Genomic DNA, 25,476 nt, shown 5'->3' with positions numbered 1-25,476 from the left:
GGTCCGGTCAGATCGTCCAGCCGCTATGGATGGCGACGAGGCCGCCGAGCATCGGCTCTGCCTTTACCTGCGTGAATCCCGCCTCCTCGATCCTCCCCTTGAAGCGCGCCATATCGGGAAAGCGGCGGATCGATTCGATCAGATAGCGATAGCTCTCCTCGTCACGTGCCAGCGCCTTGCCAAGCTTGGGGACGACTTTGTGCGAATAAGTGTCATAGATTTCGGCGAAGCCGGGCCAGAGCGTCGTCGAGAATTCGAGACAGAAGAATCGCCCGCCGCGCTTCAGCACGCGGTGCGCTTCGCTGAGCGCTGCGGGAATGTCGGTCACGTTCCGGATACCGAAGGCGATCGTATAGGCATCGAAGCTTTTGTCGGCGAAACTCAGCGTCTCGGCGTTTTCCTGCGCCCAGACCAGCCCCTCGATCTTGCGCTTCTTCGCCCGCTCCATGCCGACCGCGAGCATTTCGGCGTTGATATCGGCAACGGTGATCGCCGCGCCCGATTTTTCCATCCGGAAGGCGATATCGCCGGTGCCGCCCGCCATATCGAGGATCGCCTCGCCCGCACGCGGTTTCACGCGGCGCACGAACCGGTCTTTCCACAGCCGGTGCATCCCGCCCGACATGGCGTCGTTCATCAGATCGTATTTGGCTGCGACGTTCGAGAACACGCCGCCCACACGGCGCGTCTTTTCGCCGGGGGCCACGTCTTCATAGCCAAAGGAAACGGTCTCGTCGGTCATGCTGCTCGCCAAGTGGGAATTGCGGACGCTCTAGCCAAGCCTTGCCGCGCCCGCAAACGAGTCTTAGCTCCGCTTCACCATGCCGGAGCTTCCCGAAGTCGAAACCACCGTTCGCGGGCTCGAACCCGTGCTCGCCGGACAGGTGCTGAGCGCGGTCGAAATTCGACGGCCGGACCTGCGCTGGCCGATCCCTCTCGATCTGGGCGAGCGACTGCTGGGGGCGCGTGTCGTCCGGCTGGGCCGCCGCGCGAAATACGGGTTGATCGACACCGATCGCGGCGACACGATGATCTTCCATCTCGGCATGTCCGGGCGCTGGCGAATCGATCCGGCCGAGATCGGCAAGCACGACCATCTGGTGTTGACCACCGGGGCCGGCCGCCGAGCGGCCCTTTGCGATCCAAGGCGGTTCGGCTCCCTCGATATCGTTCGCACCGAGTCGCTGGATCGCTATGCGCCGTTTGCGGTCATGGGGCCGGAGCCGCTCGGCAACAGGTTCACTGCCGCACATTTGCGCGAGGCGCTGAAAGGGCGAGAGTCGTCGATCAAGGCGGCTCTGCTCGACCAGCATATCGTGGCGGGACTTGGTAACATCTATGTCTGCGAGGCGCTGCACATGGCTCACATCGCGCCCGGCACGAAGGCGGGCCGGATCGGGACGGAACGGCTCGAACGGCTCGTGCGTGCGGTCAAGGACGTCCTCGGCTCGGCAATCGAGGCCGGAGGATCGAGCCTGCGCGACTATGCCCGGCCCGATGGCCAGCTCGGCTATTTCGCCAAGCAATGGCGGGCCTATGGGCGAGAGGGAGAATCATGCGCGTGCGGCGGCACGATCCGGCGCCGCGTCGACAGCGGGCGTTCGACCTTTTTCTGTGCGTCGTGCCAGCGCTGAGGAGTTGACCTTTCGGCGCGATCGCACTAGTTGACCCGCTTTCCGGCGCGGGAAGTCCTGCGCCGCTTTCATTTGAGACAATCGAGGACGATATGGCCAATACGCCACAGGCCAGGAAACGCATTCGCCGCAACAATCGCCGCGCGGCATTCAACCGGAACCGGATGAGCCAGGTTCGCACGTCGATCAAGAAGGTCGAGACGGCGATCGAGGCCGGCGACAAGAAAGCTGCGAACGAAGCGCTCAGCGCTGCCCAGCCTGAGATCATGCGCGGCGTGAACAAGGGTCTGTTCCACAAGAATATGGCCTCGCGGAAAATCTCCCGCCTTTCCAAGCGGATTGCTGCTCTTTAGCGTTTCGCCGCTGCGGAAAAGCCTTTCAAAGCGCTCGCCGGACACTCGCGCGGGCGCTTTTTCTATGACATCGGTGTGACGCTTGGATTTCCCGCGAGTCGCGTCCGGTCATGGACCGGCAGTCAGCGTTGTGGAGCCATCAAATAATTGAAATTATTGAATAAACTGCCGCTGCAACGGCGGTTCCTAGGGTTCGCGTGTCAAGGGATTTATTTAGAATTTATGACAGCGAATCGGCTGGACTCTGTCCCGTGTAAGTCAGTAGTTAACAATTACCGGCGCGGGGGTGATTCTATCGTAGCCGGTCACTTTTGACGAGGGATCTCTACGCAAGAATGTGGATTCTTGGCGCGGGGAGTTTGTGTCCGGGGCGGGGACCGCGACGCATGAGAGGATGATTTTGTGCAGCACTTGTCGGGGAGGCTAATTCGGTGCAGCAAGAGGTTGGCGTACAAAATTCGGGTGGGCGGCAAGTGAGCGCGGTGGAGGATTTCGGTTCAACCTGGGAGGCGATCAGAAACGGCCTCCGCCGGGATCTCGGAGCACGCACCTTTGACCATTGGCTCAAGCCCATGAAGCTGACGGGCTTCGACGAATCGGCTGCAACGGTCGCGCTCGAATTGCCCTCGCATTTCATGGCCGACTGGGTCCGCGAACATTATTCGGACCGGTTGCGCTACGCATGGCGCGCGATGGCACCGAATGTGCGCGAGATCGCGATCGCGGCTGCCGACGGTGCGGCCCGGCCGGCACTCTTCATCGTCGGCGAAGAAGACGCGCTGCCACCGACCGAGCAGCTGACGGGCACGTCGGGCGAGGGCATCGGCATGCCGCTCGAAAACAATTACGTCTTCCACAATTACGTCGTCGGCGCGTCGAACGAGGTTGCCTTCAACGCCGCCCGGATGATGGCATCGGCCGACACGCCGATGGCGAGCCTGCTCTACATCCATGCCGGCACCGGCCTCGGCAAGACGCACCTGCTGCACGCGACAGGCCATGAATATCTGCGCCGGAAGCCGCGCTCGAACGTCGTCTACATGTCGGCGGAAAAGTTCATGTACGAATTCGTCTCGGCAATGCGCGAAAAGGACACGATCGGTTTCAAGCAGCGGCTGCGCTCCGCCGATCTGCTGCTCGTCGACGACGTTCAGTTCATCGCCGGCAAGGAGGCGACGCAGGAAGAATTCTTCCACACGATGAACGAGATCGTGTCCTCGGGCCATCGCCTCGTCATCAGCGCGGACCGGCCGCCGCATGAGCTTGGCGCCGTCGACAAGCGGATTTCCTCGCGGCTCGCGGGCGGGCTCGTCACCGACCTTCGTCAGCCCGATCTCGAACATCGCCGCCGCATCGTCGCGCACAAGCTGGCGCAGATGCCGCAGGCGGAAATGCCGGCCGATGTCGCCGATTTTCTCGCGCATCGTTTTTCGTCGAGCATCCGCGAACTCGAAGGCGCGCTGACCCGCGTCGTCGCCTATTCGCTGCTGTCGCGCCGACCCATCGACACGGCGTTCGCGCAGGAAACGCTGGCCGATCTGCTCCGCCATTCGCAGCGGCGTATCACCATCGACGAGATCCAGCGCTCGGTCTGCGAGCATTACGGCATCCGCCATGCGGAGATGACTTCGGCGCGTCGCGCGCGCGAAGTCGCCCGGCCGCGCCAGGTCGCCATGTATCTCGCCAAGCGGCTGACCCCTCGCTCGCTACCCGAAATCGGCCGGCGTTTCGGCGGACGCGACCATACGACGGTCATTCACGCGATCAAACGGATCAAGGAGCTGCGCGCTGCCGACAGCGAACTCGATTCCGATGTGCGGTCGCTCCTGCGGAAGCTCGAAGGCTGACATTTGGGCGCGTTTTGTCGCTCGATCTCGTAAAGCTGGCTTGAATACAGAGCCTTTGACGAGCTAGGCCGGTGCATCGATAGGGCTTGGAGCGACCACCGAATATGATTGAGAAAAAGGCGTGCCTGCTGTCGGCGCCGCGCACCGGATCGACGATGATCACCCGCGCACTCTTTAAGCATCCTCAGGCCTATTTCATCGGCGCCATTTTCAGCCGCAAGGGGTGGGATGGCGCCGGCCGCGGCCATGCGCCGTTGACGGAGGGGCTGGGCGAGCAATGGAACGATCTGGATTTTCGGCTCAACCATCACCGTGAGTTGATGGACCGTCTCTTCAATCTCGACGTTGCGCCGTGCATCGGGTTCAAGCACCACCTGAGCAACGATCGCAGCATTGTCGAAACGGTCCTTGCCGACGATTCGATCGCGAAGATCGTTCTGACCCGTCCCAATATGCTCGCGACTTTTTCCTCGAACATCATCGCCCGGGCCAAGAACGAGACACCCGCGGGAGAAGAGCCGCCGAAACAGATGCCCTTCGACGCCGAGGAGTTTCGATTGCATATCAAGCGGCGGCAAAGGATGCTCGATTCCTGGGAACCGCAAATCGCCGCCGCGGGCGAGCGGTGCTTGCGAATCACCTATACCGAGGCGCGCACGGATGCCGGAATGGACCGCATTCTTGATTTTCTGGGGCTCGAAACGACTCCGCTCGAACGCATCACCAAGAAGCGCAACAGCGATTCGGTGATCGACCGGTTCACGAACCCCGATGAGGCGCTCACCTTCCTCAAGGAAGAGGGCCTTGAGGACTGGGCCGACGAGACCGTTCCGGAAGCTGTCTGAGCAGCCGCTGATCGAATCTAAAAAAGGGCGCCGGCTCGACGTGCGAGCGGCGCCCTCTTTCATTCAGGCCTGACAATCAGCTCTCTTCGTCGGGCATCACGGTGATCCTGACCTCTTCGCCCGAATTGCCGGGAAAGCCGGTAAACATCGCTTCGACGAGGTTCGGGACCAGCTCGGTCAAATTGTCGCTGCGCGAGCGGGCACGGGCGCGGCCGTCGAACACCGGTTCGCCATCCGCGGCGCGGCGGATGTCGAGGTCAAGCTCGCTCGTATAGAGCGTGTAGCTGCTTACATCGGTATAGCCGAAACCGCTGTCGAAGAACGGGTCGTACCAGCCGTAATAATAGGGCGAGTGCCAGGCGCGGCGATAATAGGGGCCGTAAAACGGGCTATGGAAGCTGCGGCCGAAACCGAAGCGGCTATAGCCGAATCCCGGCCGGGTCACGACGCGGTCGCGGCCCTCGTCGACATCGTAATCCATCGACACGACGAGCGTCGCATCCTGCGCGCTCGCGGCGGGCGTATAGCCATAGGCGGCGAGCTCCTGTGCGACGAGATCGGCATAGGTCGCGAATTCGAGGCCGCCGGCCTTCGTTTCGTCCGCGGCCTGGATGTAGAAGCTCTGGCCCTGCGGCGCGGGCATCTGCTGGAAGCGTGCGACGTCGGCGCGGAAGGGGGTTGTACAGGCCGCCGCCGTCAGCAGCGCCAATGGTGCGGCTATGGGTAATATCTTGCGGACAAAGGACATTTTACGCGACTCCCGTGCGGAAATTTTGGTAATAATAGCAGTATGTTGGCCATTTTACCATGGCGGGCTGAACGGGATTTGAACGAAGCGGGAACAGTTGTCTCGTTCGCCGCGGCGGCTAGCGTCCGCTGAGCAGCCCCAGCGCACGATAGGCATCGGCGAGGATCGGGGCGCCTACTGCCGCCGCCTTTTCCGCGCCGCGCGTCAGGATCGCATCGAGCGCGCTCGTGTCGTTCTTGAGCGCGACAAACCGTTCATTGACCGGTGCGAGGACCGATACGGTCAGGTCGGCCAGCGCCGGCTTGAAATCGCCGAAACCCTTGCCGGCGAATTCGTCGAGCACCGCCTGTTGCGACGTTTCCGCCAGCGCAGCGTAGATCGCCACGAGGTTCCGCGCTTCGGGCCGCTCGGCCAGTCCGTCCATCGTCTCTGGCAGCGGCTCGGGATCGGTGCGGGCCTTGCGGATCTTCTTGGCGATCGCGTCGGCATCGTCGGACAGGTTGATCCGGCTCATGTCGGACGGGTCGGATTTGCTCATCTTCGCGCTACCGTCGCGCAGGCTCATGATCCGCGCCGCCGTCTCGCCGATATAGGGTTCGGGGAGGACGAAGGTCTCGGTGCCGGTATCGGTGTTGAATTTTTCCGCGATGTCGCGCGCGAGTTCGAGATGCTGTTTCTGGTCTTCGCCGACCGGTACATGCGTTGCATTGTAGAGCAGCACATCGGCCGCCTGGAGCACCGGGTAGGCGAAGAGTGCGATCGAGGCGCCTTCGCGGTTCTTGCCGGATTTGTCCTTGAACTGCGTCATCCGGTTGAGCCAACCCATCCGTGCGGTGCCGTTCAGCAGCCATTGCAGCTCGGCATGGGCGGGGACGCGCGCCTGGTTGAACAGGAGTGCCTTGTCCGGATCGATACCGCTGGCGATCAGTGCCGCCGTCATCTCGCGCGTGCCGGCCGAAAGCTCGGCCGGATCGATCGGCATGGAGATGGCGTGCAGGTCGGCGAGGAAGAACAGGCATTCGCCTTCGTCCTGCATCTTCACCCAGTTCACGATGGCCCCGAGATAATTGCCGAGATGAAGATTCCCTGTCGGCTGAATGCCGGAGACGACTCGCATCAGCTCTGTGCCTTTCGCTTGAAGAGGAGGGCCAGCTTGTCGCGATCGATGGCGCCGACCGCATAGCCGACCCCGAAATAGACGATGGCACCGGCGACCGAAAGCCCCAACAGGGCGAAAAGCCGCGCGAAAATGCCGGCATCGTAATATTCCGTCAGCAGGTCGGCGAGGAACCAGAGGGCGGCGCCCATCGCCGCTGCCGCCAGCAGCTGACGCGCGAGCCTGCCGACCAACACCGCCGGCATGGAATAATAGTCGCGAGCTACGAGGATGGCGTAGAGGATGGCGACGTTGAGCCAGGCACCGATGGCGCTCGCCGCCGCCACGCCGACGACCCCGAACCGCTGCAGGAAGGCGATGTTGAAGATGATGAAGAAGGCGAGCGAGCCGAGCGCGGCGTAGAGCGGTGTCTTCGTGTCCGATCGGGCGTAGAAGCCTGGCACGAGCACTTTCACGAGGACATAAGCGGGAAGGCCGCAAACCAGCGCCACGACGACATTGCCCACGATGGCGGCGTCCTCCGCCTCGAACCGGCCGCCCTGGAAGATCATCGTGACGAAAGCCGATCCGCAGATCGCGAGCGCGACCGCCGCCGGGATGGTCAGCAGCATCGCCAGCTCGATCGCGTTCGATTGCACCCGGTCCGCACTTTCCTTCTCGCCGCCGCCGATATGCTTGGAGAGGGCAGGGAGGATTGCCGTGCCGAGCGCGATACCGATGATGCCGAGCGGCAACTGGTTCAGCCGGTCGGCATAATTCATGTAGGAGATCATGCTGCCTTCGAGCTGGTTCAGGAAATACAGCTGGAGCAGCGTGTTGATCTGATAAGCGCCGCCGCCGATCGCTGCGGGCAGGGCGATGATGCCGAGCCGCTTCACCTCGGGTGTCAGAACTGGCTTGCGGATTTTCAGCGAGAAGCCTTCGACGCGGACCCAGTAAATCACCCACCCCAGTTGCACGAGACCCGCGGCGGCGACCGTCCAGCTGAGCAGATAGGCGACCTCTTCGATGGTCGCGCCCGCATCGATCCAGCGCTCGCCGAAGAGCAGCGCGCCGATCAGCATGATGTTGAGTATGATCGGGAAGCTCGCCCCGGGTGCGAAGCGCGACACCGAATTGAGCATTCCCGTGAACAGCGTCGTCAAGCTGATGAGTACGATATAGGGGAAGGTGATGCGTGCGAGATCGGTCGCGAGGTCGAACTGATCGGGCGCTACGTCCTTGTCCGACAGTAGCCAGATGACGCCGGGCATCGCCAGCTCGAACAGCACCGCGACGACGATCAGGATCGGCAGAAAGACCGAGAGCACGTCGGTGCTGAAGCTGCGCGCTGATTCGAGCCCGCCTTCGCCATTCAGGCGGCGCGAGAACATCGGCACGAAGGCGGCCGAAAAAGCGCCCTCGGCGAACAGGCGGCGAAAGACGTTTGGCAGAATGAACGCTTGGAAAAAGGCGTCCGTGACGGCATTGGCCCCGAGCACGCGCGCGAAAATCATCTCGCGCGCGAAACCGGCGATCCGGCTGACGAGCGTCAGCCCGCCGATCGTGCCGGTCGCCCGGTAGAGGTTCATGAGAGCCGGTTCAGTATCCGACCGTGCACGGCTTTACGCGTTGCCGGTCGGCGGCAGGTCGACATTGCCGTCGCCATTGCCCTGCTGCATCTGCGCCTGCTGCTGCATGTAGAGTGAGGCAAAGTCGATCGGTTCGAGCATCAGGGCGGGGAAGTTTCCGTCGCGCACGGCATCGGCAAGGATGCGGCGAGCGAAGGGGAACAGGATCGTCGGCGCGTCGACGAGCAGGAAGGGCTGGAGCTGCTGCTCGGGAATGTTGCGCAGACGGAACAATCCGGCATAGGCCAGTTCGACCTGAAAAGCAGCGCGATCCTGGACCTTGGCCGCCACATCGATCTTGAGCACGACTTCGTGCAGATCGTCTCCCGCAGGGTTGTTGGCTATGTTGAACTGGACGTCGATTTGCGGCTGTTCGCGCTGTTCGTAGACGGCCGGCGCGTTCGGATTCTCGAACGACAGGTCCTTCACATATTGCGCCAAAATGCTCGCCTGGGGCTGATTGCCCGCCTGCATGTCGGCGGGATTGGGGGCCTGTTCATCGGCCATGATCGAAACCTCTTGAAATCGGTGATACCGGAATGTCCCGAATGGGACGAACTCGGCGTGCGCGCTAGCAGGCGCGTTGCCACAGGGCAATGGACTTGCACCCCCGGCCTGTTGAGGCCATCGTGCAGGAATGACGCGGATTTCGCGATTTTTCCTGTACTTTGCCGTGCTGTTCGCAGCGTCGCCGCTGGCGGCGCAAGGCGATCGCGCCGGCCCGCACGAACTGGCGCTTGCGGCGGGATACAAGGCCGCCTTTCTGTGCAGCGGCATCTTCAACGCCGGCCAGACGCCCGAACAGATTGCCGCCGACGACCTGTCGCGCATCTATCCGGGCTACCGTCCCCTGATCGACGATCTGCCTGTGGCGATCGATCGCGAGAATCATCGCGTTTCTGTGTCCTGGTCGGAAACGATGCCGCCGCGGATGGCGCAGTGGCGGCCACACCTTGGCTGCACGCAATTGCCGATCGGGGCCGATCCGGAAGACGTGTCCGCCATTCCGGCCTTTCCCTTTCCGGAAGACGCGCCGGATATGGCGGAAACCGACGCGCTCGAATGGCCGTTCGGCGATGCAGCGGCCGTGCGCAAACTGCCTCGTCCGGCCCAGAGCGCGATGATCGATGTCGTCGATCGCGCCTTCGATCGTGAAACCTATGGCGATGGCACGGAAACGACGGCGGTGCTCGTCATCAGCAATATCGAGATCGTGATCGAGCAATATCGCGACGGATACGACATGCACACGCCGCAGCGCACCTGGTCGGTCGCCAAGAGCATTGCGGCGAGCGTCATCGGACGCGCGGTAGAGGAAGGGATCACCTCGCTCGACAACACGGTTATGGTGCCGCAGTTCATGACCGACGGCGATCCGCGCGCCGCCATCACCGGGCATGACCTCATGCATATGAGCAGCGGCCTGTGGGGTCCGACGGCGGGGAACCGTACCGATGATATCTATTTCGGCGGCATGGCCGTAACCGACTCCATCCCCTCGCTGCCGCTCGATGCGATGCCCGGAACGCGCTGGCGCTATGCCAATAACGATACGCTGATCGCCATGTATGATTTGCGGCGCCGGATCGGCTTCGACGAGACCGCGCTTGCCTTTCCCTATCGCGAATTGTTCTGGCGGATCGGGATGACGCGGACGACGGCGGAGACGGACTGGCAGGGCAATTTCATCATGTCCTCGCAAGTCTGGACGACGGCGCGCGATCTTGGCCGCCTGGGCCTGCTTTATCTCAACGACGGCATGTGGAACGGCGAGCGGCTGCTGCCGGAAGGCTGGACCGATTATGTCGCGACGCCCGCGCCCTCGCAGCCCCAACGACCGGACGGCGTCGGCTATGGCGCACAATTCTGGCTGTTCGGATCGGAGCAGGGTTTGCCGGACGGCACCTATGCGATGATGGGCAATCGCGGCCAATATGTCGTGATCGTGCCGGAGCGGAATGTCGTCATCGTCCGGCGGGGTTTCGATGCTGTCGGCGATGGCCAAGGTTTCGACATCGCCGCCTTTTCCCGCGACGTGCTGGCCGCGTTTCGCAACTGATCGCCGCACCGCCGCATTAAAGCCATTTGAACCTTGACCTGAACATGCTTATGTATCCGGTCTGAAAGTTCTGCATCTGGAGGCCCCCGTGGGCGGTTACGTCGAAATCATTCTGCTCGCCATGGTCGCGCTTTTCGTCGGCCTGCGCCTGTTTTCCGTTCTCGGCGAGCGGACGGGGCATGAGCAGGAAATGGCGCCGCGCCCGGTCGATCGCCGGCCGGAGCTGAAGCCGGTTCCCGATCCCGTCCCCGATAGCCCGGCGAGCGATGACGAGGCCGGCGAGAGCATCGTATCGCCCATGGCCGATAGCGGGATCCGCCGGATTGCCGCCGCCGATCGCGATTTCGATCCCAACGGCTTCATTCTGGGCGCACAATCGGCCTATCGCATGATCCTCGAAGCGTTTTGGAGGGGCGAGGAGGAAGAGCTGCGCTATCTGGTGGGCGACGATGTGCGCGAGGCGTTCATCGGCGCGATCGAACAGCGCAAGGCCGACGGCCATGAGATGCAATATGAGCTGGCGCGGATCGAGCACACCGTGATCGAAGCGGCCGAGCTTGACGGGCATATGGCGCGCGTCACCGTGCGCTTCGATGCCGATGTGTCGGGCGTGACGCGCGACAGCGACGGCAATGTCGTCGCCGGCTCGCTGACCGATGCCGTCGAAACGCACGACACCTGGACCTTTGCGCGCAACATTCGCGACGCCGATCCGAACTGGCTGCTGGTCGAAACCGAAGAGGCGGCGTGACATTGCTGCGGGGTGCCGCAGCACTCCTGATTTCCCTCAATGTGGCGGCCTGTGGCGGGATCATTCCTCCCGCCGCCGAACGTGCCCCGGCCCAGCGGCCGCAGCAAACCGCCCGCCCGCAGCCTGTTCCTTTCCCTGCGTCGCCACCACCTTCGCAAAGTGCCGATCCGGCGCCCGCCAATACATCCCAGCCACCTTCTTCCGCGCCCGAATGGATGCGTGAGCCCGCCGCCGCCCCGTCCGCTCGCGATCCGGTCCTGTCGCCGCAACCCGCCCCACCGCTGCGGCGTCCCCCCGTCACGGCGGGCGTTCCCGACGCATCTCTGCCGCCGCTGTCATCGCCAAGCTACCGCTTCGAGCGCAACCCGCTGCCGCATCTGGCGAACCGCGTTGCGGCGGGCGAAAATGCGCGTGGCCTCGGCTTTCGCTTCGGCCCGCCAGTAGCCACGTTGCCGGTCGACATGATGAGCGCGCGCCGCGCCTTCCACGCCTTCCTCATCTCCTGCACCCAGGCGATCAATCGCGAGGACCGGACCGGTTTGACCATCCCCGCCGACTGGGTGCCTGCCTGCGCGGCGGCGGGTGGCAATCGTGACGGCGATCCGATCGCCTTCTTCCGCAGCCATTTCCGCACCATCGAGATTGGAGACGGCAACGCCTTCGCGACCGGCTATTACGAGCCCGAGATCGAAGCGTCGTTCGACCGTCGCCCCGGTTACGATTGGCCGATCTACGGCGTGCCCGGCGACATGATGACCCGCGAATTGCCGCGCAACGCGTCGTCTTTGCTATCGCACTATCGCGTCGTCGATGGCGAGGAGCTTCCCTATTATACGCGCGCCGAGATCGATCGCGGCGTGTTGGCGGGGCGGGGGCTGGAACTCGCCTGGGCGCGCGATCCGGTGTCGCTCTTCTTCTATCATGTGCAGGGCAGCGGCCTGCTGCGCCTGCCAGACGGGTCGCTGGCGCGGCTCTCCTATGCCGACAATAACGGCTTCGACTATGTCAGCATCGGCCGGCTGATGCGCGACCGCGGGCTGCTCGGCGAGGGACAGACGACATCGCAGGGCATTCAGGACTGGCTGCGCGCCAATCCGGTCGAGGGGCGGGCGATCATGAACGAGAATCCGCGCTACATCTTCTTTACCCCATCCGATGCCCCGGCGCCCTTCGGGGCGCTCGCCACCTATGTCACGCCGCGCGCGACCGTCGCGGCGGATCTCAATTACGTTCCGCGCGGTGCGCCGGTCTTCCTCGATCTCGATCACGATATCGCCGACGGGCTCTGGGTGGCGCAGGACAGGGGGGGGGCGATCACCGGCGCCAATCGTTTCGACACCTTTTGGGGCGCGGGCGAAGCGGCGCACGATATTGCGGGCGGCATGGCGAGCCGGGGCAGGGCGCTGATCCTGATCCCGCTACCCGCAGCCGAGCGGTTAGCTCGTGAAGGAAACTGATCGCAAAAAGGGCCTGAGCGGCGAGGAAGCCGCACTGTGGAACAAGGTGGCCGAGACGATCGCGCCGCTCGATCGTGGCGGCAAGGCACGCGGTGACGATCCGCGTAGCCGGCAAAGACTGCGCGACATCGATTATGTCGCGCCACAGCCGGATCGAAAGGCCGTGCGCGGACTCGGCGACACGTTGGACGGCGGTTGGGACCGACGGATCAAGCGCGGGGCGGTCGAACCCGACCGAACGATCGATCTCCACGGTCACAGTCTCGATGCGGCCTGGGATGTTCTCGATCGCGGACTAGACCGCGCGATTGCGGGCGATGCGCGCGTCATATTGCTCATCACCGGCAAGCCGCCAAAGGACATGCCCGCCACGCGCGGCAAGATTCGCGGCGCCGTCGGCGCCTGGCTCGAAAGCTCGCGCCATGCCGATCATATCGCCGCCGTGCGCGATGCCCATCCTCGCCATGGTGGGCGCGGTGCGCTCTATATCGTCTTGCGGCGAAGGCGGTGAGGGCGCTGCGATGCTGATGACGCTGGTCGTCGTTTGCGTCGTATCGGGCGCATTGCTGCTGGGTGCGGCTTGGGGACTTTACGGCCGGTTGCCCAAGGTCTGGGAGGGCTTCCTGATCGCGCTGGCAGGCGGCGCACTGATCTATTCGCTGATCGTCGAACTCATCGAACCGTCGGTGCAGACGTCCTCGCTCAGCCTTGCGATGGCGTCGGTTTTCGCCGGCGCGCTCGTTTTCACCGGGCTCGATTATCTGGTCGACGAAAAATGGGGCTCCGACGGTGGCGGCGGGTTGCTGGCAGCGATCACGCTCGACGGGGTGCCGGAAAATCTTGCGCTGGGCGTGGCCTTGATCGGGGCCGGTGCGCCGGAGGTTGCGGCGTTGGCTGGGTCGATCTTCCTTTCCAACCTCCCCGAAGCGGCGGGCGGTGCAAAGGAAATGGGCGAAAACAATCGTTCCAAGGGCAAGGTGATGGCGTTGTGGGCCGGTGCGGCGGCATTGCTCTCTGCTGCCGCGATTATCGGCAATGTAGCGCTTGAAGGCGCGTCGGACGAATTGCTGGCGATCACACGCTGCTTTGCGGCAGGCGCCGTGGTTGCTTCGCTAGCGACCGAGGTGTTCCCGAAGGCTTTTCAGGAGGATCATCATCTTTCGGGACTGGCGACGGTCCTGGGCCTCGTGCTTGCCTATGCATTGGCATCCATCGGCGGATAACGAGATTCAGCCGAGCCGGCGCGTCAGCGCGGCGTGGATGAGATCGCCGAGCCTGTCACCTTGAAGCGGATAGAGAAACGGTTCGATCAACTCCAACTCCATCAGCATGAGCTGACCGTAACGACCGCGGACCATGTCCACGCGCGCGTAAAGCCACTCGCCGGGAATTTTGGCCGCCACCGCTTTCGCCGAGGCCAGATCGGCCGGGCTCGGATCCAGTGTAGTCTCCATACCGCCATAGGAAGATTGCACGCGATAATCGCCGCTTGCCGGCCGCTTGACGAGTGTATGCGAAACCGCGCCATCGATCAGGACGAAGCTGATTTCGCCCTCGATCGCGATCGATTCGATAAAGGGCTGCACCATGACAGTGGCATCGACGCTCGGCGGTGTATCGCCGCGATGGAGCAGAAACTGCCCTTCGGCATTGGCCCCGATCTGGCGTTTGACGACGATTCGGTCGGTTCCGAGCGCCTCGAACACCCCACCGATCCAATCGCTGGCCGGTGCGTCGATCCAAAGTGTCGGCACGATGGGGACGCCCTGCGATTCCAGGGCGCGCAAATATGTCTTGCGGCAATTCCAGGTCACCAGGGCCGCCGAATTGGAAAGCATCGTTTGCGCCTCGATCGCGTGCAGCGTTCCGAGGAATTCCTCCAGCCTGTCCTGATAGTCCCAGCACGACCCGATCAGGACGGCGTCATAGTCGGCCCAATCGACTGCTGAGTTGTCCCAGCGCACCGCCTCGATCGTATCACTCTTGGCGGCGAAGGCGGACGACAGCGCCTCCATCATCTGATCGTGCTCGAAGGCATCTGTGCGGCGGCGATCGGTGCCGATCGTCTCGCGGCAACCGAGATAGGCGGCGCGCATTGTCAGCCGAGTGCCCGTCGCAGGATCGCTTCGTAAATGTCGGTCAGCTTCTGAATGTCGGCGATTTCCGCCGCCTCGTCGAGCTTGTGCATCGTCGCGTTGCGCAGTCCGAATTCGAGGATCGGGCAAAGGACATGAAGGAAGCGCGCATCGGACGTCCCGCCGCCCGTGGAGAGAGCAGGGGTCAGCCCCGTCACCTCTTCGATCGCCGCACCGACGAGATCCGAAAGCGGGCCCGGTTCTGTCAGGAAAGCCTCACCGGAAATCTTCGCCCCGAACCGCGAATCGGGCGCCTCCTCCTCGACGATCGTGGCCACACGTTCGCCGAGTTCCGCGCCGCTATGCGTGGTGTTGAACCGGATCGAGAGTCGCATATGCGCTTCGCCGGGAATGACGTTGTGCGCGGTGTTGCCGGTGTCGATCGTCGTGATTTCGAGGTTGCTGGGCTGGAACCAGTCATTGCCGTCGTCGAGATGGAGCGCGTTCAACCGCTCGCTGATCCGCACCAGCCGGGTCAGCGGATTGTCGCCCTCATGCGGATAGGCGACGTGGCTCTGCCGCCCGATGACGTCGATGAACATGTTGACCGAACCGCGCCGGCCGATCTTGACCGTGTCGCCGAGCCGGTCCTGCGACGTCGGTTCGCCGACAAGGATCATGTCGGGACGGATATCGCGCGCCGCCATATGCTGCATCAACGCGCGCGTGCCGTGAATGGCTGGCCCTTCCTCGTCGCCGGTGATGATCAAGCTGATCTTCCCGGCGTCTTCCGGGATGCGCGCGACGGCGGCGACGAACGCCGCGATGGCGCCCTTCATATCCACCGCGCCGCGCCCGTAGAGCAGGTCGCCGCGTATTTCGGCCACGAAGGGATCGGACGACCAGCCCTTGCCCGGCGGTACGACGTCGGTGTGTCCGGCAAAGGCAAAATGTGTGCCCCCGCTGCCGCGTGTCGCGAGCAGATTCGGGACCGGTCCGTCCGGCGGCTCGCCGTCCATCGTTCGGGAAACCTCGAAGCCAAGCCTCTCCAGCGTTTCGCCGAGCAACGCCTGCGCGCCGCCTTCTTCGGGCGTCACGCTCGGGCAGCCGATCAGCCGGGCGGCAAAGTGAACGGGATCGATTGCGGTTGTCATATCGCGCGGTCTATCGTCGCAATTGCACTCTGCCTAGGACGACCGCGATGCCCAAGCTCGATCTCGACGCTATTCCGCAAACCAACGCCACCGGCTACCCGCCCGAATATGCCGGCAAGGTGGCCGGTCGATGGTATCGGCGCCTCGCTCCGGCTGCCGGCCTCGACGATTTCGGCGCCAGCTATGTCGAATTGAAACCCGGCGCCTGGTCTTCGCAGCGGCATTGGCACGAAGAGGAAGACGAGATCGTGGTGATGCTGTCGGGGGAGGCCGTGCTCGTCGACGACAATGGCCGCACCCCGATGAAACCGGGCGATGTCGCCGCCTTTCCGAAAGGCGATGGCAATGGCCATGTCCTGATCAACGAGAGCGAGGAAAGCTGCTTCTTCATCGCGGTCGGCCGTTCCGCGGCAAGCGATTGCCACTATCCCGATATCGACATGCACCTCGAAAATGGCCGGGGCTTCGTCCGCAAGGACGGAACCGAATTCGATTACAAGCGAGACTAGGTCGCCTTCTCGTATTTCTCGATAATCCAGGGTTCGTCCTGCGCTGCATCGATCCAGTCCTGCATCCAGCTATGCGAGAGAATCGCCTGGACATAGGCCTGCGCGAACGGCGGCAGCTTGACCGACCATGTCACGAAGCGCGTGCAGACGGGCGCATACATGATGTCGGCGGCGGTGAAATCGCCGAAAAGGAACGGGTTTTCGCCGCCATAGCGGGCTCGCGCCTGCGCCCAGATTTCCAGGATGCGCGCGATTTCCGAGATCGTCTCTTCGGACAGTTCTTTCGGCGGAAAGATCTTCCGGACGTTGACCGGCATTTCGCGGCGCAGGTTAGGAAAGCTCGAATGCATCTCGGCCGCCATCGATCGCGCCATCCCGCGCGCGCCCTCGTCCTTCGGCCAGAAGCGGTCGCGGCCCACCTTGTCGGCGAGCCAGTCGACGATGGCGAGGCTGTCCCAGACTACGGTGTCGCCGTCCCACAGCATCGGCACTTTGCCCGAGGAGGCGGCGAATTCATTGCCTTCGCGACGCTGCTCCCATTCCTCGCCGAACATCGGCACCGTGACCTCCTCGAAAGGCAGGCCGGATTGCTTGCACGCGAGCCAGCCGCGCATCGACCAGGACGAATAGGCCTTGTTTCCGATGATCAGTTTCAACCCGCTCTCCGTTTCCCGTATCTCGCGCCCCGGCTAACCAATCGCCTCGATCACGGCGCGACGCAACTCTTCGACGCCCATTCCCTTTTCGGATGACGTCGCGAGGATATCGGGGTGCGCAGCCGCGTGCGTCTTGATCTGGCCCCCGATCCGGCCGGCCGTTGCCTCGAGCGCCGTCTTCTTGAGCTTGTCCGCCTTGGTCAGCACGACCTTGTAGCTGACGGCCGCCTCATCGAGCATTTTCATCAGCTCGATATCGGCGGGTTTCAGTCCGCGCCGCGAATCGATGAGCAGCAGCACGCGTTTAAGGTTCGGCCGGCCGCGGAGGAAATCGAAGATCAAGCGCTTCCAGTTCTCCGCCACCTTGGGCGGCGCCTTTGCGAAGCCATAGCCGGGCATGTCGACGAGCCGGAACTCGGGCGGATCGCCGACGGTGAAGAAATTGAGCTCCTGCGTCCGCCCCGGCGTGTTCGATGCGCGGGCCAGGTTCTTGCGGTTGGTCAGCGCGTTGATCAGCGTCGACTTGCCGACATTGGACCGGCCAGCGAACGCGACCTCGGGCAGGTCGGCGTCGGGAATGAATTCCAGCGTCGGCGCCGATTTCAGGAAATCAATCGGGCCGGAAAAGGTCCGGCGCGACAGTTCCTCGATCTCCGTTTGATCGGTCACTCCGCCGCCACCGCCTTGGCCTGTTCCTTCAATCGCGGATCGCGGCTGTAGAGCCATTTCTGCTGGGCGATCGTCAGGATGTTCGACGTCGTCCAGTAGAGCTGCAGCCCCGCCGCGAAGGGCGCCATGATGACCATGAACACCCAGGGCATGATGCCGAAGATTTTCTGCTGCGTCGGGTCCATCTGCGCCGGGTTCAGCTTGAACTGCAGCCACATGGTAACACCGAGCAGGATCGGCAGGATACCGATGGCGAGATAGGTCGGCGGCGTGAAATCGAGGAAGCCGAACAGGTTGACCGGCGTCAGCGGATCGGGCGCCGACAGGTCCTTGAGCCACAGCGCGAACGGCTCGTGCCGCATCTCGACCGAAAGCATCAGCACTTTGTAGAGCGCGTAGAAGATCGGTATCTGCAGGAACATCGGCAGGCAGCCGGCAAGCGGGTTCACTTTTTCCTTCTGGTAAAGGGCGAGCACCTCCTGCTGCATCTTCTGCTTGTCGTCCTTGTGACGCTCCTGCAGCTCCTTCATCTTCGGCTGGATGGCGCGCATCGCGGCGAAGGACTTGAACTGCTTCTGCGCGATCGGGAACATCAGGCCGCGCACGATGATGGTGAGGCAGATGATCGCGACACCGAAATTGCCGATCGTCATGAACAGCCAGTGGAGGACGTAGAAGAGCGGCAGCTCGAAGAAATAGAACCAGCCCCAGTCGACCGACAGGTCGATCTGCGTCAAGCCGTCATCCTCGTCATAGGCTTCGAGCAACGTGACTTCCTTCGCGCCGGCGAAGAAATCGGCACGAGTCGTGATCGCCCGGCCGGGCTGCACGACCTGCGCGGTGTTCGAATAGACGGCCTGGTAGCGATCGCCCGATAGCGGCTGGAACGCGGCGTCGGCCGATCCGCTTTGCGGGAACAGCGCGGTCAGCCAGTATTTGTCGTTGAAGCCGAGCCAGCCATTGGTCAGTGCGAAGCGGTTCCCGTTCGTGCCTTCCTCGCGCACATCGCCGAAATTGATATGGTCGAGATCGCCAGCGGAATAATAGGTGGGGCCGGTGTGGATCAGCCAGTTGTCGGGATCGGGGGACTCGCCGGTCCTCTGGATCAGCGCATAGGATTGCGTGCTGACCGGCGCGTCGCCGAAATTGGAAACCCGCTGCGAAACCTGGAAGCGGTAGTTCTCGTCGAGTTCGATGACGATGGCGAAGAGCTGGCCCGTGCCGTTGCGCCAACGCAAAGTGACCGGCTCTCCCGGGGTGATCCGTTCGGCATCGGCCTGCCAGAGCGCGTCGCGGCCCGGCGTTTCGATATCGCCTCCGGCCCAGCCGAATTCGGCAAAGTTCGATCCCTCGACCCCCGCCGGTGCAAGCAGGCGCTGGGCAGGGGAGTCGGGATCGATCGTCACGCGATAGTCGGTGAGCACAAGGTCGTCGAACCGGGCGCCGCGCAGGTTCATCGATCCTTCGATACGCGGCGACTCGATGACGATCCGATCGCCCTGCGAGTCGCTCAAAACCTCGGCGAGTTCGCGGCGTTCAACGGGCGTATCGGGGACGACGTTCGATTCGGGCTGCTCGACCGGCACCTGCTCGCCGTCGACGAATTCGGTCGAGGGTTCATTGGCGGTCGGCGCGATCCGCTCCGCGATAAAGCCCCATCCGATCAGCACGACCACCGAAAGCACGATCGCCAGGATCATGTTGCGCGAATTTTCCACCGGAACTCCTTAAATGCTCTTCTCGGTCAGGGAAGCGGATCGTGGCCCGATCCGCCCCAGGGATGGCAGCGCGCGATGCGCTTCACCGCAAGCCAGCTGCCTTTGAATGCTCCATAGCGCTTCCAGGCCTGTATCGCATAGGCCGAACATGACGGGGTATAGCGGCAGCTTGGCGGCAGGATGGCCGAAGGCCCCCATTGCCACAATTTGGCGATGCCGATCAGCAGCCAGCGCATCAGCTTTTCGCTCCGCCGATCTTGCGAAGCGCCTTGGCAAGCTCGTCCCGCAGGCTGCCGAAATCGCGTTCGATACCGCCTGCACGGCCGATCAGGATATGGTCGGCGCCGGCTTTCCCGAAAACGGGAAGCAATTCACGGCCCAAAGCACGGAAACGGCGCTTCATCCGGTTGCGGACGACCGCGTTGCCGATTTTCTTGGTGACCGTAATGCCGAGGCGAATCGTCTCGTCGCCATCGTTGCGATCATGCACCAGCAGGACGAAGCCGGGCATCGCCGCGCGCTTGCCGCGATTGGCCGCGAGGAAATCGCGCCGCTTGCGGAGCGTTTCTAGGCGGACAGCTTCTTGCGGCCGCGGGCCCGGCGCGCGCGCAGGATCTTGCGGCCTGCCGCCGTCGCCATCCGGCTGCGGAAACCGTGACGCCGCTTGCGCACGAGATTGCTCGGCTGGAAGGTGCGCTTCATCGCTCATATCCTCAAATTCTGAAACAAAAAGGGCCGCGCCTTGCGGGCGGCCTTCGGTTGAGCGCGCAATTAGGCGAAAGGTGCCGCAAAGTCAATCGTCGCGGCGCCCCGCTTTCGACTTGCGTGCGCGGCGCAATGCGCTTCGCCGCCTCAGACTCCAGTCGACCCATTCGCCGCGCTTGGGGTAGCGCCGCTTAAGCCGCGCATAGAGCTTTTTCGCCCAGATCGAATTCTTCAGCATCAGCGCCAGGCCTGCAGCGAAGACGAAAATTCCGCCAGGACCGGGGATCGCTCCAACGAGCGGCGAGATGACGATCAGAAAGGCACCCGTAAGCGTCAGCACGAGGCGCACGCCGCCGCGCTTGTCCCGCGCCTTGAAGATACCGTTTCTGGCCATATCGCTCATTCTGCATTGTTCTATACGAATGAACAGGTTGATCGGTGATGTACGACACCGCTCTCGACTCCGCTTGTCGTCTGGGGCATGAGAGAACAAACGGGGAATATCTAAGGGAGGCGATATGGTCGCCCATGTCGCGACGGCGGCCTATCTGGGGCTGGAAGCACGCGCGGTCGAGGTACAGGTGCAGGTCGCGCCCGGCGTGCCCGCCTTTGTCGTCGTCGGCCTGCCCGACAAGGCGGTGGCCGAAAGCCGGGAGCGGGTGCGGGCAGCGATGTCGGCCATCGGCCTCGCGCTGCCGCCCAAGCGGATCACGGTGAACCTGTCGCCGGCCGACCTTCCCAAGGAAGGGTCGCATTACGACCTGCCGATTGCGCTGGGGCTGCTTGGCGCGATGGGGGTGATCGATGCCGAGACGCTGTCGGAATATCTCGTCGTCGGCGAATTGGGGCTCGACGGCCGGGTGACGGGATCGCCGGGCGTGCTTCTCGCCGCGTTGCACGCCTCGTCGCGCGATCTGGGGCTGATCTGCCCGTACGAGCAGGGCGCCGAAGCGGCCTGGGCCGGCAATGTCGATGTGCTCGCCGCGCCCGATCTTCTGGCGTTGCTCAATCACTTCAAGGGCAGCACGACCTTGGCGCCGCCCGAGCGCGGCGAGATCGAGCCGCCGGTCGCCGGGCCGGACCTCAAACAGGTGAAGGGGCAGGAAACGGCCAAGCGCGCGCTGGAGATCGCGGCGGCGGGCGGGCACAATATGCTGATGTCCGGGCCGCCGGGTTCGGGCAAGTCGCTCATGGCCTCGTGCCTTCCGGGAATTCTCCCTGAGCTGACCTCCGGCGAGGCGCTGGAGGTGTCCATGGTCGCGAGCGTGGCCGGATCGCTCGATGCCGGCCGGCTGGTCCGCAACCGGCCCTATCGCGCGCCACACCATTCGGCTTCGATGGCGGCGCTCGTCGGCGGCGGGCTCAAGGTGAGGCCGGGGGAGGTCAGCCTCGCGCATCTGGGCGTGTTGTTTCTGGATGAACTGCCCGAATTTCAGCGGCAGGTTCTCGACAGCCTACGCCAGCCGCTCGAGACCGGGACCGTCTCCGTCGCCCGCGCCAATGCGCACGTCACCTTCCCCGCGCGCGTACAGCTCGTCGCGGCGATGAACCCGTGCCGCTGCGGCCATCTGGGCGATGCCGCTCTTGCCTGCTCGCGCGCGCCGAAATGCGCGGCCGATTATCAGGCGAAGATTTCCAGGCCGCTGCTCGACCGGATCGACCTCCATGTCGATGTCGAGGCGGTATCGGCGAGCGACCTGACGCTCCCACCGCCCGCCGAAGGTTCGGCCGAGGTCGCCGCGCGCGTCGCGGCGGCGCGCGAGATCCAGTTGGCGCGCTATGCCGATCACGATGTGCGGACCAATTGCGAGGCCGACGGCGATCTTCTTGATTCGGTGGCGACACCCGACGAGCCGGGCCGCAACCTGCTCGCCCAGGCTGCCGAGGCGATGCGGCTTACCGCTCGCGGTTATTCCCGCGTCCTGCGTGTCGCCCGAACGATCGCCGATCTTGCCGGAAGCGAGGGGGTGGGCAGGGTGCATGTCGCCGAAGCGCTCAGCTATCGTCGCCAGCCGCCGCGCAATTAATTGCTGGAGCTGTTTGACCTGTGAACTGGATGATCCTTCCACTTGAGCGATACGCCGAGTTTTCCGGGCGATCACGTCGTACCGAATTCTTCATGTTCGGTCTGTTTCAGCTGTTGGTTGCCATTGCCATCGGCGGCGTCATCCTCGCAATCGGCGGTGAGGGATATGGATTCCCGAATTACGATCCGACCATCATATGGCAATTGTCCGGTCACCTAGCAGTCGCGCATGCAATCAATTGGATTGTGAGTGTTTCGCTAATTGTTCCGAACATAGCCGTCACCGTGCGTCGCTTGCACGACGTTGATCGTTCCGGTTGGTGGGCGTCGCTACTGGCATTGCCGATATTCCTGATCGCCGCCGGCGCAACCGGCATTAGGCCATCAATCGCAGTCTTATGGGTCGTTTCGATGGTATCATACCTCGCCCTGCTCATTTTCATGGTTTCTGAAGGGACGGACGGCCCCAACCGATTTGGAGCAAATCCTCGGCATATCGATGCGTAAATGCGCACTGTTTCGTAGATCCATTGCGAATGGCACCTTGCGACGCTAATGAGCCGATCCCGATCCCGGGCCTCTGTGGCGGAATTGGTAGACGCGCTCGACTCAAAATCGAGTTCCTTCGGGAGTGCCGGTTCGACTCCGGCCAGAGGTACCAGCCCTTCCAAACCGACTTTTACAGCCCCAGATCGCGGAAGGTCTGCTGGTCGAAGCGGAAGCGGAAGGTGATGAAGGGGCCGCTGCGAGTGTAGCGCGCTTCCTCGAAATCGCGATCCTCGAAGCCGACCACATTGTAACCCACGGTAATCCAGGTGTTTTCCGCCGGGCTGATGCCGATGGTCGGTCCCGCCGACCAGTGCCAGGCGCGCCCGCCGCTGCTCTCGCGGATCGCACCGGCGACGCCGACATCGAAGGTCTCAGACAGGTCGAAGCGGATATCGCCGGCGACGATGTTGCTCCAGCCTTCGATATCGTCGGCGCCGAAGCGTTCGGAAACGTAGCGCGTGCCGAGGAAGAGCGAGACTTCGCTGCGGTCGAGGAAGGTGTCGCCGCCCAGCAGGCTGCTCCGCATGGTCGTCGGCGACCAGTTGATCGACAGGCTGTTGACGATGCGCTGTGAGTGCGCGTCGCCGGTCAGCAGCAAGGGCGCGCTGCCGATCGGGCCGGGCTGTCCAGCGATGGCGTTGGTGACGCGGTCGTCGCGCACTTCGAGCTTGTTGAGCCAGCTCCAGTCGCTGTTCGCCGGGCGGTGCGCCCAGGACAGTTCGAGCGAGGTGACTTCGGTCGCCGCGCCGCCCTCCTGATCCGCGCGCAGCCAGGAGAAGGCGCCACCCAGCGCGCTGCCTTCGCCGATCTGGCGAAGCGCGGAAAGGGTCACGCCGCGCCGGTCCTCGCGCTCGCCGTCGCGCACTTCCGCCCGGCCCACGATGCTCCACGGCCCGTTGCGATAGGTCGCGCCCAAGGTAGCGGCGATGAAATCCTCGGTAAGTGTCGATCCGCTGCCGATGAAGCCGCCGCTTGCCACGGGCTGCTGCGGTTCGAGGATCGTCTGCGAGTCGATGCCGCCCGAGAGTGTCTCATTGCCGTCGAGCGAGATATCGAGCGACCAGTGTTCGTCGAGCACTAGCGACTGGGCGAAGCCATAGGCGGCGAAGGTGCGCGGGCCATATTCGGCGATGTCCTGCTGGTTGCCGGTCATCGAAATGCGCGCACCGGCCCAGGGCGCGAGTTCGAAACCTGCGCGGAAGGTGCTGACGTCGAAATCCTCGCCATCGGCAATCTCATAGGTGCCGATCAATGTCGCCCATTCGGTCGCGCGGAAGCGTGCCGTGATCGCATGGCGCGCCGGGAAGTCGACGCTCTCGGCGCTGTCGAGTGCGAATTCGGTCTGGCCGTCCAGTTCGAGCCGGTTGCCGAACAACCGCTGCGTCGCGCCGAGCTGGAGCAGCGTCGAATCGCGCTGCGTGCCGTCGGTGAGCCGGTCGTTGGCGTAGATCAGGCCGAGGCGGCCATCGGTGCGCTCGCCGCGATATTCGAGCAGCGCCCGGCCCGCGATCCGCCGCGCATCGCTGGTGAGATAGTTCTCATGCCAACCGCTGGCGGCGAGCGAGAGCGGACCGCCGAGGCGGACCCGGCCGTCAAAGCCGAATTTGCGCGTACCGCTTTCCGCACCGTTGAGCTGGCCGACGCCGAAACCGGCCTCCTGCTCGCGCGCATAGGCGAGAATATCGATATCGCTCGAATGATGCTCGGCTTCGACAAGCCAGGCGGTCGCGAAACCCTCTGCGCTACCGCTACCGGCAGCGGGCGTATCGACGCTGCTGTCGCTGGCCGCGAATTCGGCGCGGACTTCGGTGGCGTCGTCGGGACGCCAGCGGATGTCGACGCCGCCGACTATTGTCTCGCGCTGCGTGTCGTCGTCGCGGATGACGGTCGCACCGATCTGCAGGCGATCGTCGGCCGTGTTCCAGGTGAAGCGTCCGCCCGCCTGGATCGCCCGCTCGGCGATGCCGTCGACCTCATATTCCACGACAATGAAGCGCGGATTGAGATCGGCGTCGCGGCTCAGGATCGGCTCGCGGAAGCGCAGCGTGCCGGCGAAATAATCGATGTCATAGTCGATGTGCCGGACCAGCGTCTGCGTCGAGACGATCACGTTCGAACGGAAGCGGTCGCGCACCTCGATCGTGACGCGCTCGCTGTTGGCGAGGATTTGGCTCGATCCGATTGTGTAGGGCCCGGTAAGGCCATTGCCCTGAATCTCGACCCGGCCGAAGCGGTGCGGCGTATCGGCAGCGAAGGCGATGGCGGAGATGCGGTCGTTGCGATATTCCGCGCGCAGGCCGTTCAGGCTGCGATTGTAGCGCGCGAGCTGCGGCTCGTTGATGTTGGTCTCATAGTCGCCGAACATCGCGTAAAATTGCGGCCGTTCGAGACGCAGATAGAGACGGCGAACGCTCGCAGCGTCGAAGCGGCGCTCGGAGCGGTCGGCATAGACGGTGTAGTAGCGCGTAGGATCGATCACGCCCCGGAAACGGCTCTCGTCGCGATCGCTGTCGCTGTCATAGGCCATGGTCATCAGCCACTGGCCTGAGATGCGTCCGCGTGCGTACAGTGCGATGCGGCCGTCGACATCGAAATCGTCCTGCTCGTCGCCGAATTCTTCGATCGAGGAACTGAGCGTGTTGAAGCCGATCGTGCCAGCCGCAACACCGACGACGGTCCACGGCCGGTCGCCGGGATCGAGCCAGAGGTCGATCACCTGGTTGCGCTGGACCTCGCCGTCGCGAAACGGGAAGGCGACCGAGAGCGAGCCGCTGAACATCGTCGGTTCAAGTTCGATATAGGCGATACCTTCATCGCCCTCGACCCGCCAGACGGGCACTGCCCGCTCCAGCCCGGCGAGTTGCCGCGCCTGCTGCGCGTCTGCCTCGACGGCCGGGAAATAGGGAGAGGGGACGGCAAAATCGCCGGTCAGGCCGTGGTGAACGGGATTGCCGTCGCGGTCGGTCAACCGCACGGCGACGACCGGGCGCGTGA

The 25,476-nt window shown here is 63.6% G+C and carries 25 protein-coding genes, 1 tRNA gene and 2 pseudogenes; 13 read left to right on the top strand and 15 right to left on the bottom strand.

The window, feature by feature from the left end:
- Positions 1-7: 7 nt before the first annotated feature.
- Positions 8-742: a class I SAM-dependent methyltransferase gene (locus Q0139_RS00725; protein WP_298015982.1), complete on the bottom strand. Its 735-nt coding sequence runs from the start codon at positions 740-742 to the stop codon at positions 8-10.
- A gap of 79 nt (positions 743-821) precedes the next feature.
- Here Q0139_RS00725 and mutM point away from each other — a divergent pair, with 79 nt between their 5' ends.
- The 4 genes from mutM (at position 822) to Q0139_RS00705 (ending at position 4,679) form a co-directional block, all read left to right on the top strand.
- Positions 822-1,634, top strand: a complete 813-nt coding sequence (gene mutM, locus Q0139_RS00720) for a bifunctional DNA-formamidopyrimidine glycosylase/DNA-(apurinic or apyrimidinic site) lyase (protein WP_298015980.1) — start codon at positions 822-824, stop codon at positions 1,632-1,634.
- Positions 1,635-1,726: 92 nt separating this feature from the next.
- Positions 1,727-1,987, top strand: a complete 261-nt coding sequence (gene rpsT / locus Q0139_RS00715) for a 30S ribosomal protein S20 (protein ID WP_298015978.1) — start codon at positions 1,727-1,729, stop codon at positions 1,985-1,987.
- A gap of 431 nt (positions 1,988-2,418) precedes the next feature.
- Positions 2,419-3,834: a chromosomal replication initiator protein DnaA gene (dnaA, locus tag Q0139_RS00710; protein WP_298015976.1), complete on the top strand. Its 1,416-nt coding sequence runs from the start codon at positions 2,419-2,421 to the stop codon at positions 3,832-3,834.
- A gap of 104 nt (positions 3,835-3,938) precedes the next feature.
- On the top strand, positions 3,939-4,679 hold the full coding sequence (locus tag Q0139_RS00705) for a hypothetical protein (protein ID WP_298015974.1): 741 nt from the start codon (positions 3,939-3,941) through the stop codon (positions 4,677-4,679).
- 76 nt (positions 4,680-4,755) lie between these two features.
- Here Q0139_RS00705 and Q0139_RS00700 read toward each other — a convergent pair whose 3' ends face one another.
- The 4 genes from Q0139_RS00700 to secB all read right to left on the bottom strand — a co-directional run bounded on the left by Q0139_RS00700 (position 4,756) and on the right by secB (position 8,661).
- Entirely contained in the window at positions 4,756-5,427 is a 672-nt protein-coding gene (locus tag Q0139_RS00700; protein ID WP_298015972.1) for a DUF4136 domain-containing protein, read from the bottom strand.
- Positions 5,428-5,545: 118 nt separating this feature from the next.
- The gene (gene trpS / locus Q0139_RS00695; RefSeq protein WP_298015970.1) at positions 5,546-6,544 is read right to left on the bottom strand and encodes a tryptophan--tRNA ligase; all 999 of its coding nucleotides are present in this window, start codon (positions 6,542-6,544) and stop codon (positions 5,546-5,548) included.
- Entirely contained in the window at positions 6,544-8,115 is a 1,572-nt protein-coding gene (murJ, locus tag Q0139_RS00690) for a murein biosynthesis integral membrane protein MurJ (protein WP_298015968.1), read from the bottom strand. The genes trpS and murJ overlap by 1 nt, the downstream gene beginning before the upstream one ends.
- A 33-nt stretch (positions 8,116-8,148) precedes the next feature.
- Positions 8,149-8,661, bottom strand: coding sequence for a protein-export chaperone SecB (gene secB / locus Q0139_RS00685; protein WP_298015966.1), 513 nt, complete (start codon positions 8,659-8,661; stop codon positions 8,149-8,151).
- A 130-nt stretch (positions 8,662-8,791) separates the two neighbouring features.
- On the opposite strand from secB, the gene Q0139_RS00680 reads away from it, so the two are divergent.
- The 5 genes from Q0139_RS00680 (at position 8,792) to Q0139_RS00660 (ending at position 13,644) form a co-directional block, all read left to right on the top strand.
- A complete protein-coding gene (locus Q0139_RS00680; RefSeq protein WP_298015964.1) occupies positions 8,792-10,213 on the top strand; it encodes a serine hydrolase in 1,422 nt (473 codons plus the stop codon).
- 88 nt (positions 10,214-10,301) lie between these two features.
- Positions 10,302-10,964: a Tim44/TimA family putative adaptor protein gene (locus tag Q0139_RS00675; RefSeq protein ID WP_298015962.1), complete on the top strand. Its 663-nt coding sequence runs from the start codon at positions 10,302-10,304 to the stop codon at positions 10,962-10,964.
- Between the two features lie 215 nt (positions 10,965-11,179).
- On the top strand, positions 11,180-12,421 hold the full coding sequence (locus Q0139_RS00670; protein WP_298015960.1) for an MltA domain-containing protein: 1,242 nt from the start codon (positions 11,180-11,182) through the stop codon (positions 12,419-12,421).
- Positions 12,408-12,932: a Smr/MutS family protein gene (locus tag Q0139_RS00665; protein ID WP_298015958.1), complete on the top strand. Its 525-nt coding sequence runs from the start codon at positions 12,408-12,410 to the stop codon at positions 12,930-12,932. Before Q0139_RS00670 ends, Q0139_RS00665 begins: the two co-directional genes overlap by 14 nt.
- Positions 12,844-13,644 (top strand): zinc transporter, encoded by an 801-nt coding sequence (locus Q0139_RS00660; protein WP_298015956.1) that lies wholly within the window; start codon positions 12,844-12,846, stop codon positions 13,642-13,644. The genes Q0139_RS00665 and Q0139_RS00660 overlap by 89 nt, the downstream gene beginning before the upstream one ends.
- Positions 13,645-13,650: 6 nt before the next feature.
- Here the strand turns inward: Q0139_RS00660 and Q0139_RS00655 are convergent, their stop codons facing one another.
- Together Q0139_RS00655 and dapE are read right to left on the bottom strand one after the other, a co-directional pair.
- Positions 13,651-14,517, bottom strand: a complete 867-nt coding sequence (locus Q0139_RS00655) for a hypothetical protein (RefSeq protein WP_298015954.1) — start codon at positions 14,515-14,517, stop codon at positions 13,651-13,653.
- Positions 14,518-14,519: 2 nt separating this feature from the next.
- The gene (dapE, locus tag Q0139_RS00650; RefSeq protein ID WP_298015952.1) at positions 14,520-15,650 is read right to left on the bottom strand and encodes a succinyl-diaminopimelate desuccinylase; all 1,131 of its coding nucleotides are present in this window, start codon (positions 15,648-15,650) and stop codon (positions 14,520-14,522) included.
- A gap of 47 nt (positions 15,651-15,697) precedes the next feature.
- Here dapE and Q0139_RS00645 point away from each other — a divergent pair, with 47 nt between their 5' ends.
- Positions 15,698-16,159, top strand: a complete 462-nt coding sequence (locus Q0139_RS00645) for a cupin domain-containing protein (RefSeq protein WP_298015950.1) — start codon at positions 15,698-15,700, stop codon at positions 16,157-16,159.
- Here the strand turns inward: Q0139_RS00645 and Q0139_RS00640 are convergent.
- From Q0139_RS00640 to Q0139_RS00610, 7 genes and pseudogenes are all read right to left on the bottom strand, one after another.
- The gene (locus Q0139_RS00640) at positions 16,156-16,815 is read right to left on the bottom strand and encodes a glutathione S-transferase family protein (protein ID WP_298015948.1); all 660 of its coding nucleotides are present in this window, start codon (positions 16,813-16,815) and stop codon (positions 16,156-16,158) included. The two genes, Q0139_RS00645 and Q0139_RS00640, sit on opposite strands and share 4 nt — an antisense overlap.
- Before the next feature lie 33 nt (positions 16,816-16,848).
- Entirely contained in the window at positions 16,849-17,484 is a 636-nt protein-coding gene (gene yihA / locus Q0139_RS00635) for a ribosome biogenesis GTP-binding protein YihA/YsxC (RefSeq protein WP_298015946.1), read from the bottom strand.
- On the bottom strand, positions 17,481-19,202 hold the full coding sequence (gene yidC, locus Q0139_RS00630; protein WP_298015944.1) for a membrane protein insertase YidC: 1,722 nt from the start codon (positions 19,200-19,202) through the stop codon (positions 17,481-17,483). Before yidC ends, yihA begins: the two co-directional genes overlap by 4 nt.
- A gap of 26 nt (positions 19,203-19,228) precedes the next feature.
- Positions 19,229-19,441: a membrane protein insertion efficiency factor YidD gene (yidD, locus tag Q0139_RS00625; protein ID WP_298016199.1), complete on the bottom strand. Its 213-nt coding sequence runs from the start codon at positions 19,439-19,441 to the stop codon at positions 19,229-19,231.
- A pseudogene (gene rnpA, locus Q0139_RS00620) lies at positions 19,438-19,758 on the bottom strand (ribonuclease P protein component); the annotation flags it as partial. The pseudogene rnpA and the gene yidD, both read right to left, overlap by 4 nt.
- 11 nt (positions 19,759-19,769) lie before the next feature.
- Positions 19,770-19,904, bottom strand: a complete 135-nt coding sequence (gene rpmH, locus Q0139_RS00615) for a 50S ribosomal protein L34 (protein WP_298016197.1) — start codon at positions 19,902-19,904, stop codon at positions 19,770-19,772.
- A gap of 91 nt (positions 19,905-19,995) precedes the next feature.
- Entirely contained in the window at positions 19,996-20,310 is a 315-nt protein-coding gene (locus Q0139_RS00610) for a hypothetical protein (protein WP_298015942.1), read from the bottom strand.
- A 115-nt stretch (positions 20,311-20,425) separates the two neighbouring features.
- Here Q0139_RS00610 and Q0139_RS00605 point away from each other — a divergent pair, with 115 nt between their 5' ends.
- The 3 genes from Q0139_RS00605 to Q0139_RS00595 all read left to right on the top strand — a co-directional run bounded on the left by Q0139_RS00605 (position 20,426) and on the right by Q0139_RS00595 (position 22,594).
- Positions 20,426-21,934, top strand: a complete 1,509-nt coding sequence (locus Q0139_RS00605; protein ID WP_298015940.1) for a YifB family Mg chelatase-like AAA ATPase — start codon at positions 20,426-20,428, stop codon at positions 21,932-21,934.
- A 29-nt stretch (positions 21,935-21,963) separates the two neighbouring features.
- Positions 21,964-22,440, top strand: coding sequence for a DUF805 domain-containing protein (locus Q0139_RS00600; RefSeq protein WP_298016195.1), 477 nt, complete (start codon positions 21,964-21,966; stop codon positions 22,438-22,440).
- A 69-nt stretch (positions 22,441-22,509) separates the two neighbouring features.
- Positions 22,510-22,594 (top strand) — tRNA-Leu (locus tag Q0139_RS00595).
- 18 nt (positions 22,595-22,612) lie between these two features.
- Here the strand turns inward: Q0139_RS00595 and Q0139_RS00590 are convergent.
- Positions 22,613-25,476: pseudogene (locus Q0139_RS00590) on the bottom strand (hypothetical protein); the annotation flags it as partial.

The sequence above is a fragment of the uncultured Parasphingopyxis sp. genome (assembly GCF_937129435.1).
Lineage (GTDB): Bacteria > Pseudomonadota > Alphaproteobacteria > Sphingomonadales > Sphingomonadaceae > Parasphingopyxis.
This window is presented reverse-complemented; position numbering and strand designations above follow the sequence as displayed.

Excerpts from the sequence above, each read along its gene's own strand:
- secB (WP_298015966.1), bottom strand. The coding sequence starts at position 8,661 with ATGGCCGATGAACAGGCCCCCAATCCCGCCGACATGCAGGCGGGCAAT.
- trpS (WP_298015970.1), bottom strand. The coding sequence starts at position 6,544 with ATGCGAGTCGTCTCCGGCATTCAGCCGACAGGGAATCTTCATCTCGGC.
- Q0139_RS00645 (WP_298015950.1), top strand. The coding sequence starts at position 15,698 with ATGCCCAAGCTCGATCTCGACGCTATTCCGCAAACCAACGCCACCGGC.
- Q0139_RS00700 (WP_298015972.1), bottom strand. The coding sequence starts at position 5,427 with ATGTCCTTTGTCCGCAAGATATTACCCATAGCCGCACCATTGGCGCTG.
- Q0139_RS00660 (WP_298015956.1), top strand. The coding sequence starts at position 12,844 with ATGCCGATCATATCGCCGCCGTGCGCGATGCCCATCCTCGCCATGGTG.
- rpsT (WP_298015978.1), top strand. The coding sequence starts at position 1,727 with ATGGCCAATACGCCACAGGCCAGGAAACGCATTCGCCGCAACAATCGC.
- Q0139_RS00670 (WP_298015960.1), top strand. The coding sequence starts at position 11,180 with ATGCGTGAGCCCGCCGCCGCCCCGTCCGCTCGCGATCCGGTCCTGTCG.
- Q0139_RS00680 (WP_298015964.1), top strand. The coding sequence starts at position 8,792 with ATGACGCGGATTTCGCGATTTTTCCTGTACTTTGCCGTGCTGTTCGCA.
- Q0139_RS00600 (WP_298016195.1), top strand. The coding sequence starts at position 21,964 with ATGATCCTTCCACTTGAGCGATACGCCGAGTTTTCCGGGCGATCACGT.
- Q0139_RS00725 (WP_298015982.1), bottom strand. The coding sequence starts at position 742 with ATGACCGACGAGACCGTTTCCTTTGGCTATGAAGACGTGGCCCCCGGC.
- Q0139_RS00605 (WP_298015940.1), top strand. The coding sequence starts at position 20,426 with ATGGTCGCCCATGTCGCGACGGCGGCCTATCTGGGGCTGGAAGCACGC.
- dapE (WP_298015952.1), bottom strand. The coding sequence starts at position 15,650 with ATGACAACCGCAATCGATCCCGTTCACTTTGCCGCCCGGCTGATCGGC.
- Q0139_RS00705 (WP_298015974.1), top strand. The coding sequence starts at position 3,939 with ATGATTGAGAAAAAGGCGTGCCTGCTGTCGGCGCCGCGCACCGGATCG.
- murJ (WP_298015968.1), bottom strand. The coding sequence starts at position 8,115 with ATGAACCTCTACCGGGCGACCGGCACGATCGGCGGGCTGACGCTCGTC.
- rpmH (WP_298016197.1), bottom strand. The coding sequence starts at position 19,904 with ATGAAGCGCACCTTCCAGCCGAGCAATCTCGTGCGCAAGCGGCGTCAC.
- Q0139_RS00610 (WP_298015942.1), bottom strand. The coding sequence starts at position 20,310 with ATGAGCGATATGGCCAGAAACGGTATCTTCAAGGCGCGGGACAAGCGC.
- Q0139_RS00655 (WP_298015954.1), bottom strand. The coding sequence starts at position 14,517 with ATGCGCGCCGCCTATCTCGGTTGCCGCGAGACGATCGGCACCGATCGC.
- mutM (WP_298015980.1), top strand. The coding sequence starts at position 822 with ATGCCGGAGCTTCCCGAAGTCGAAACCACCGTTCGCGGGCTCGAACCC.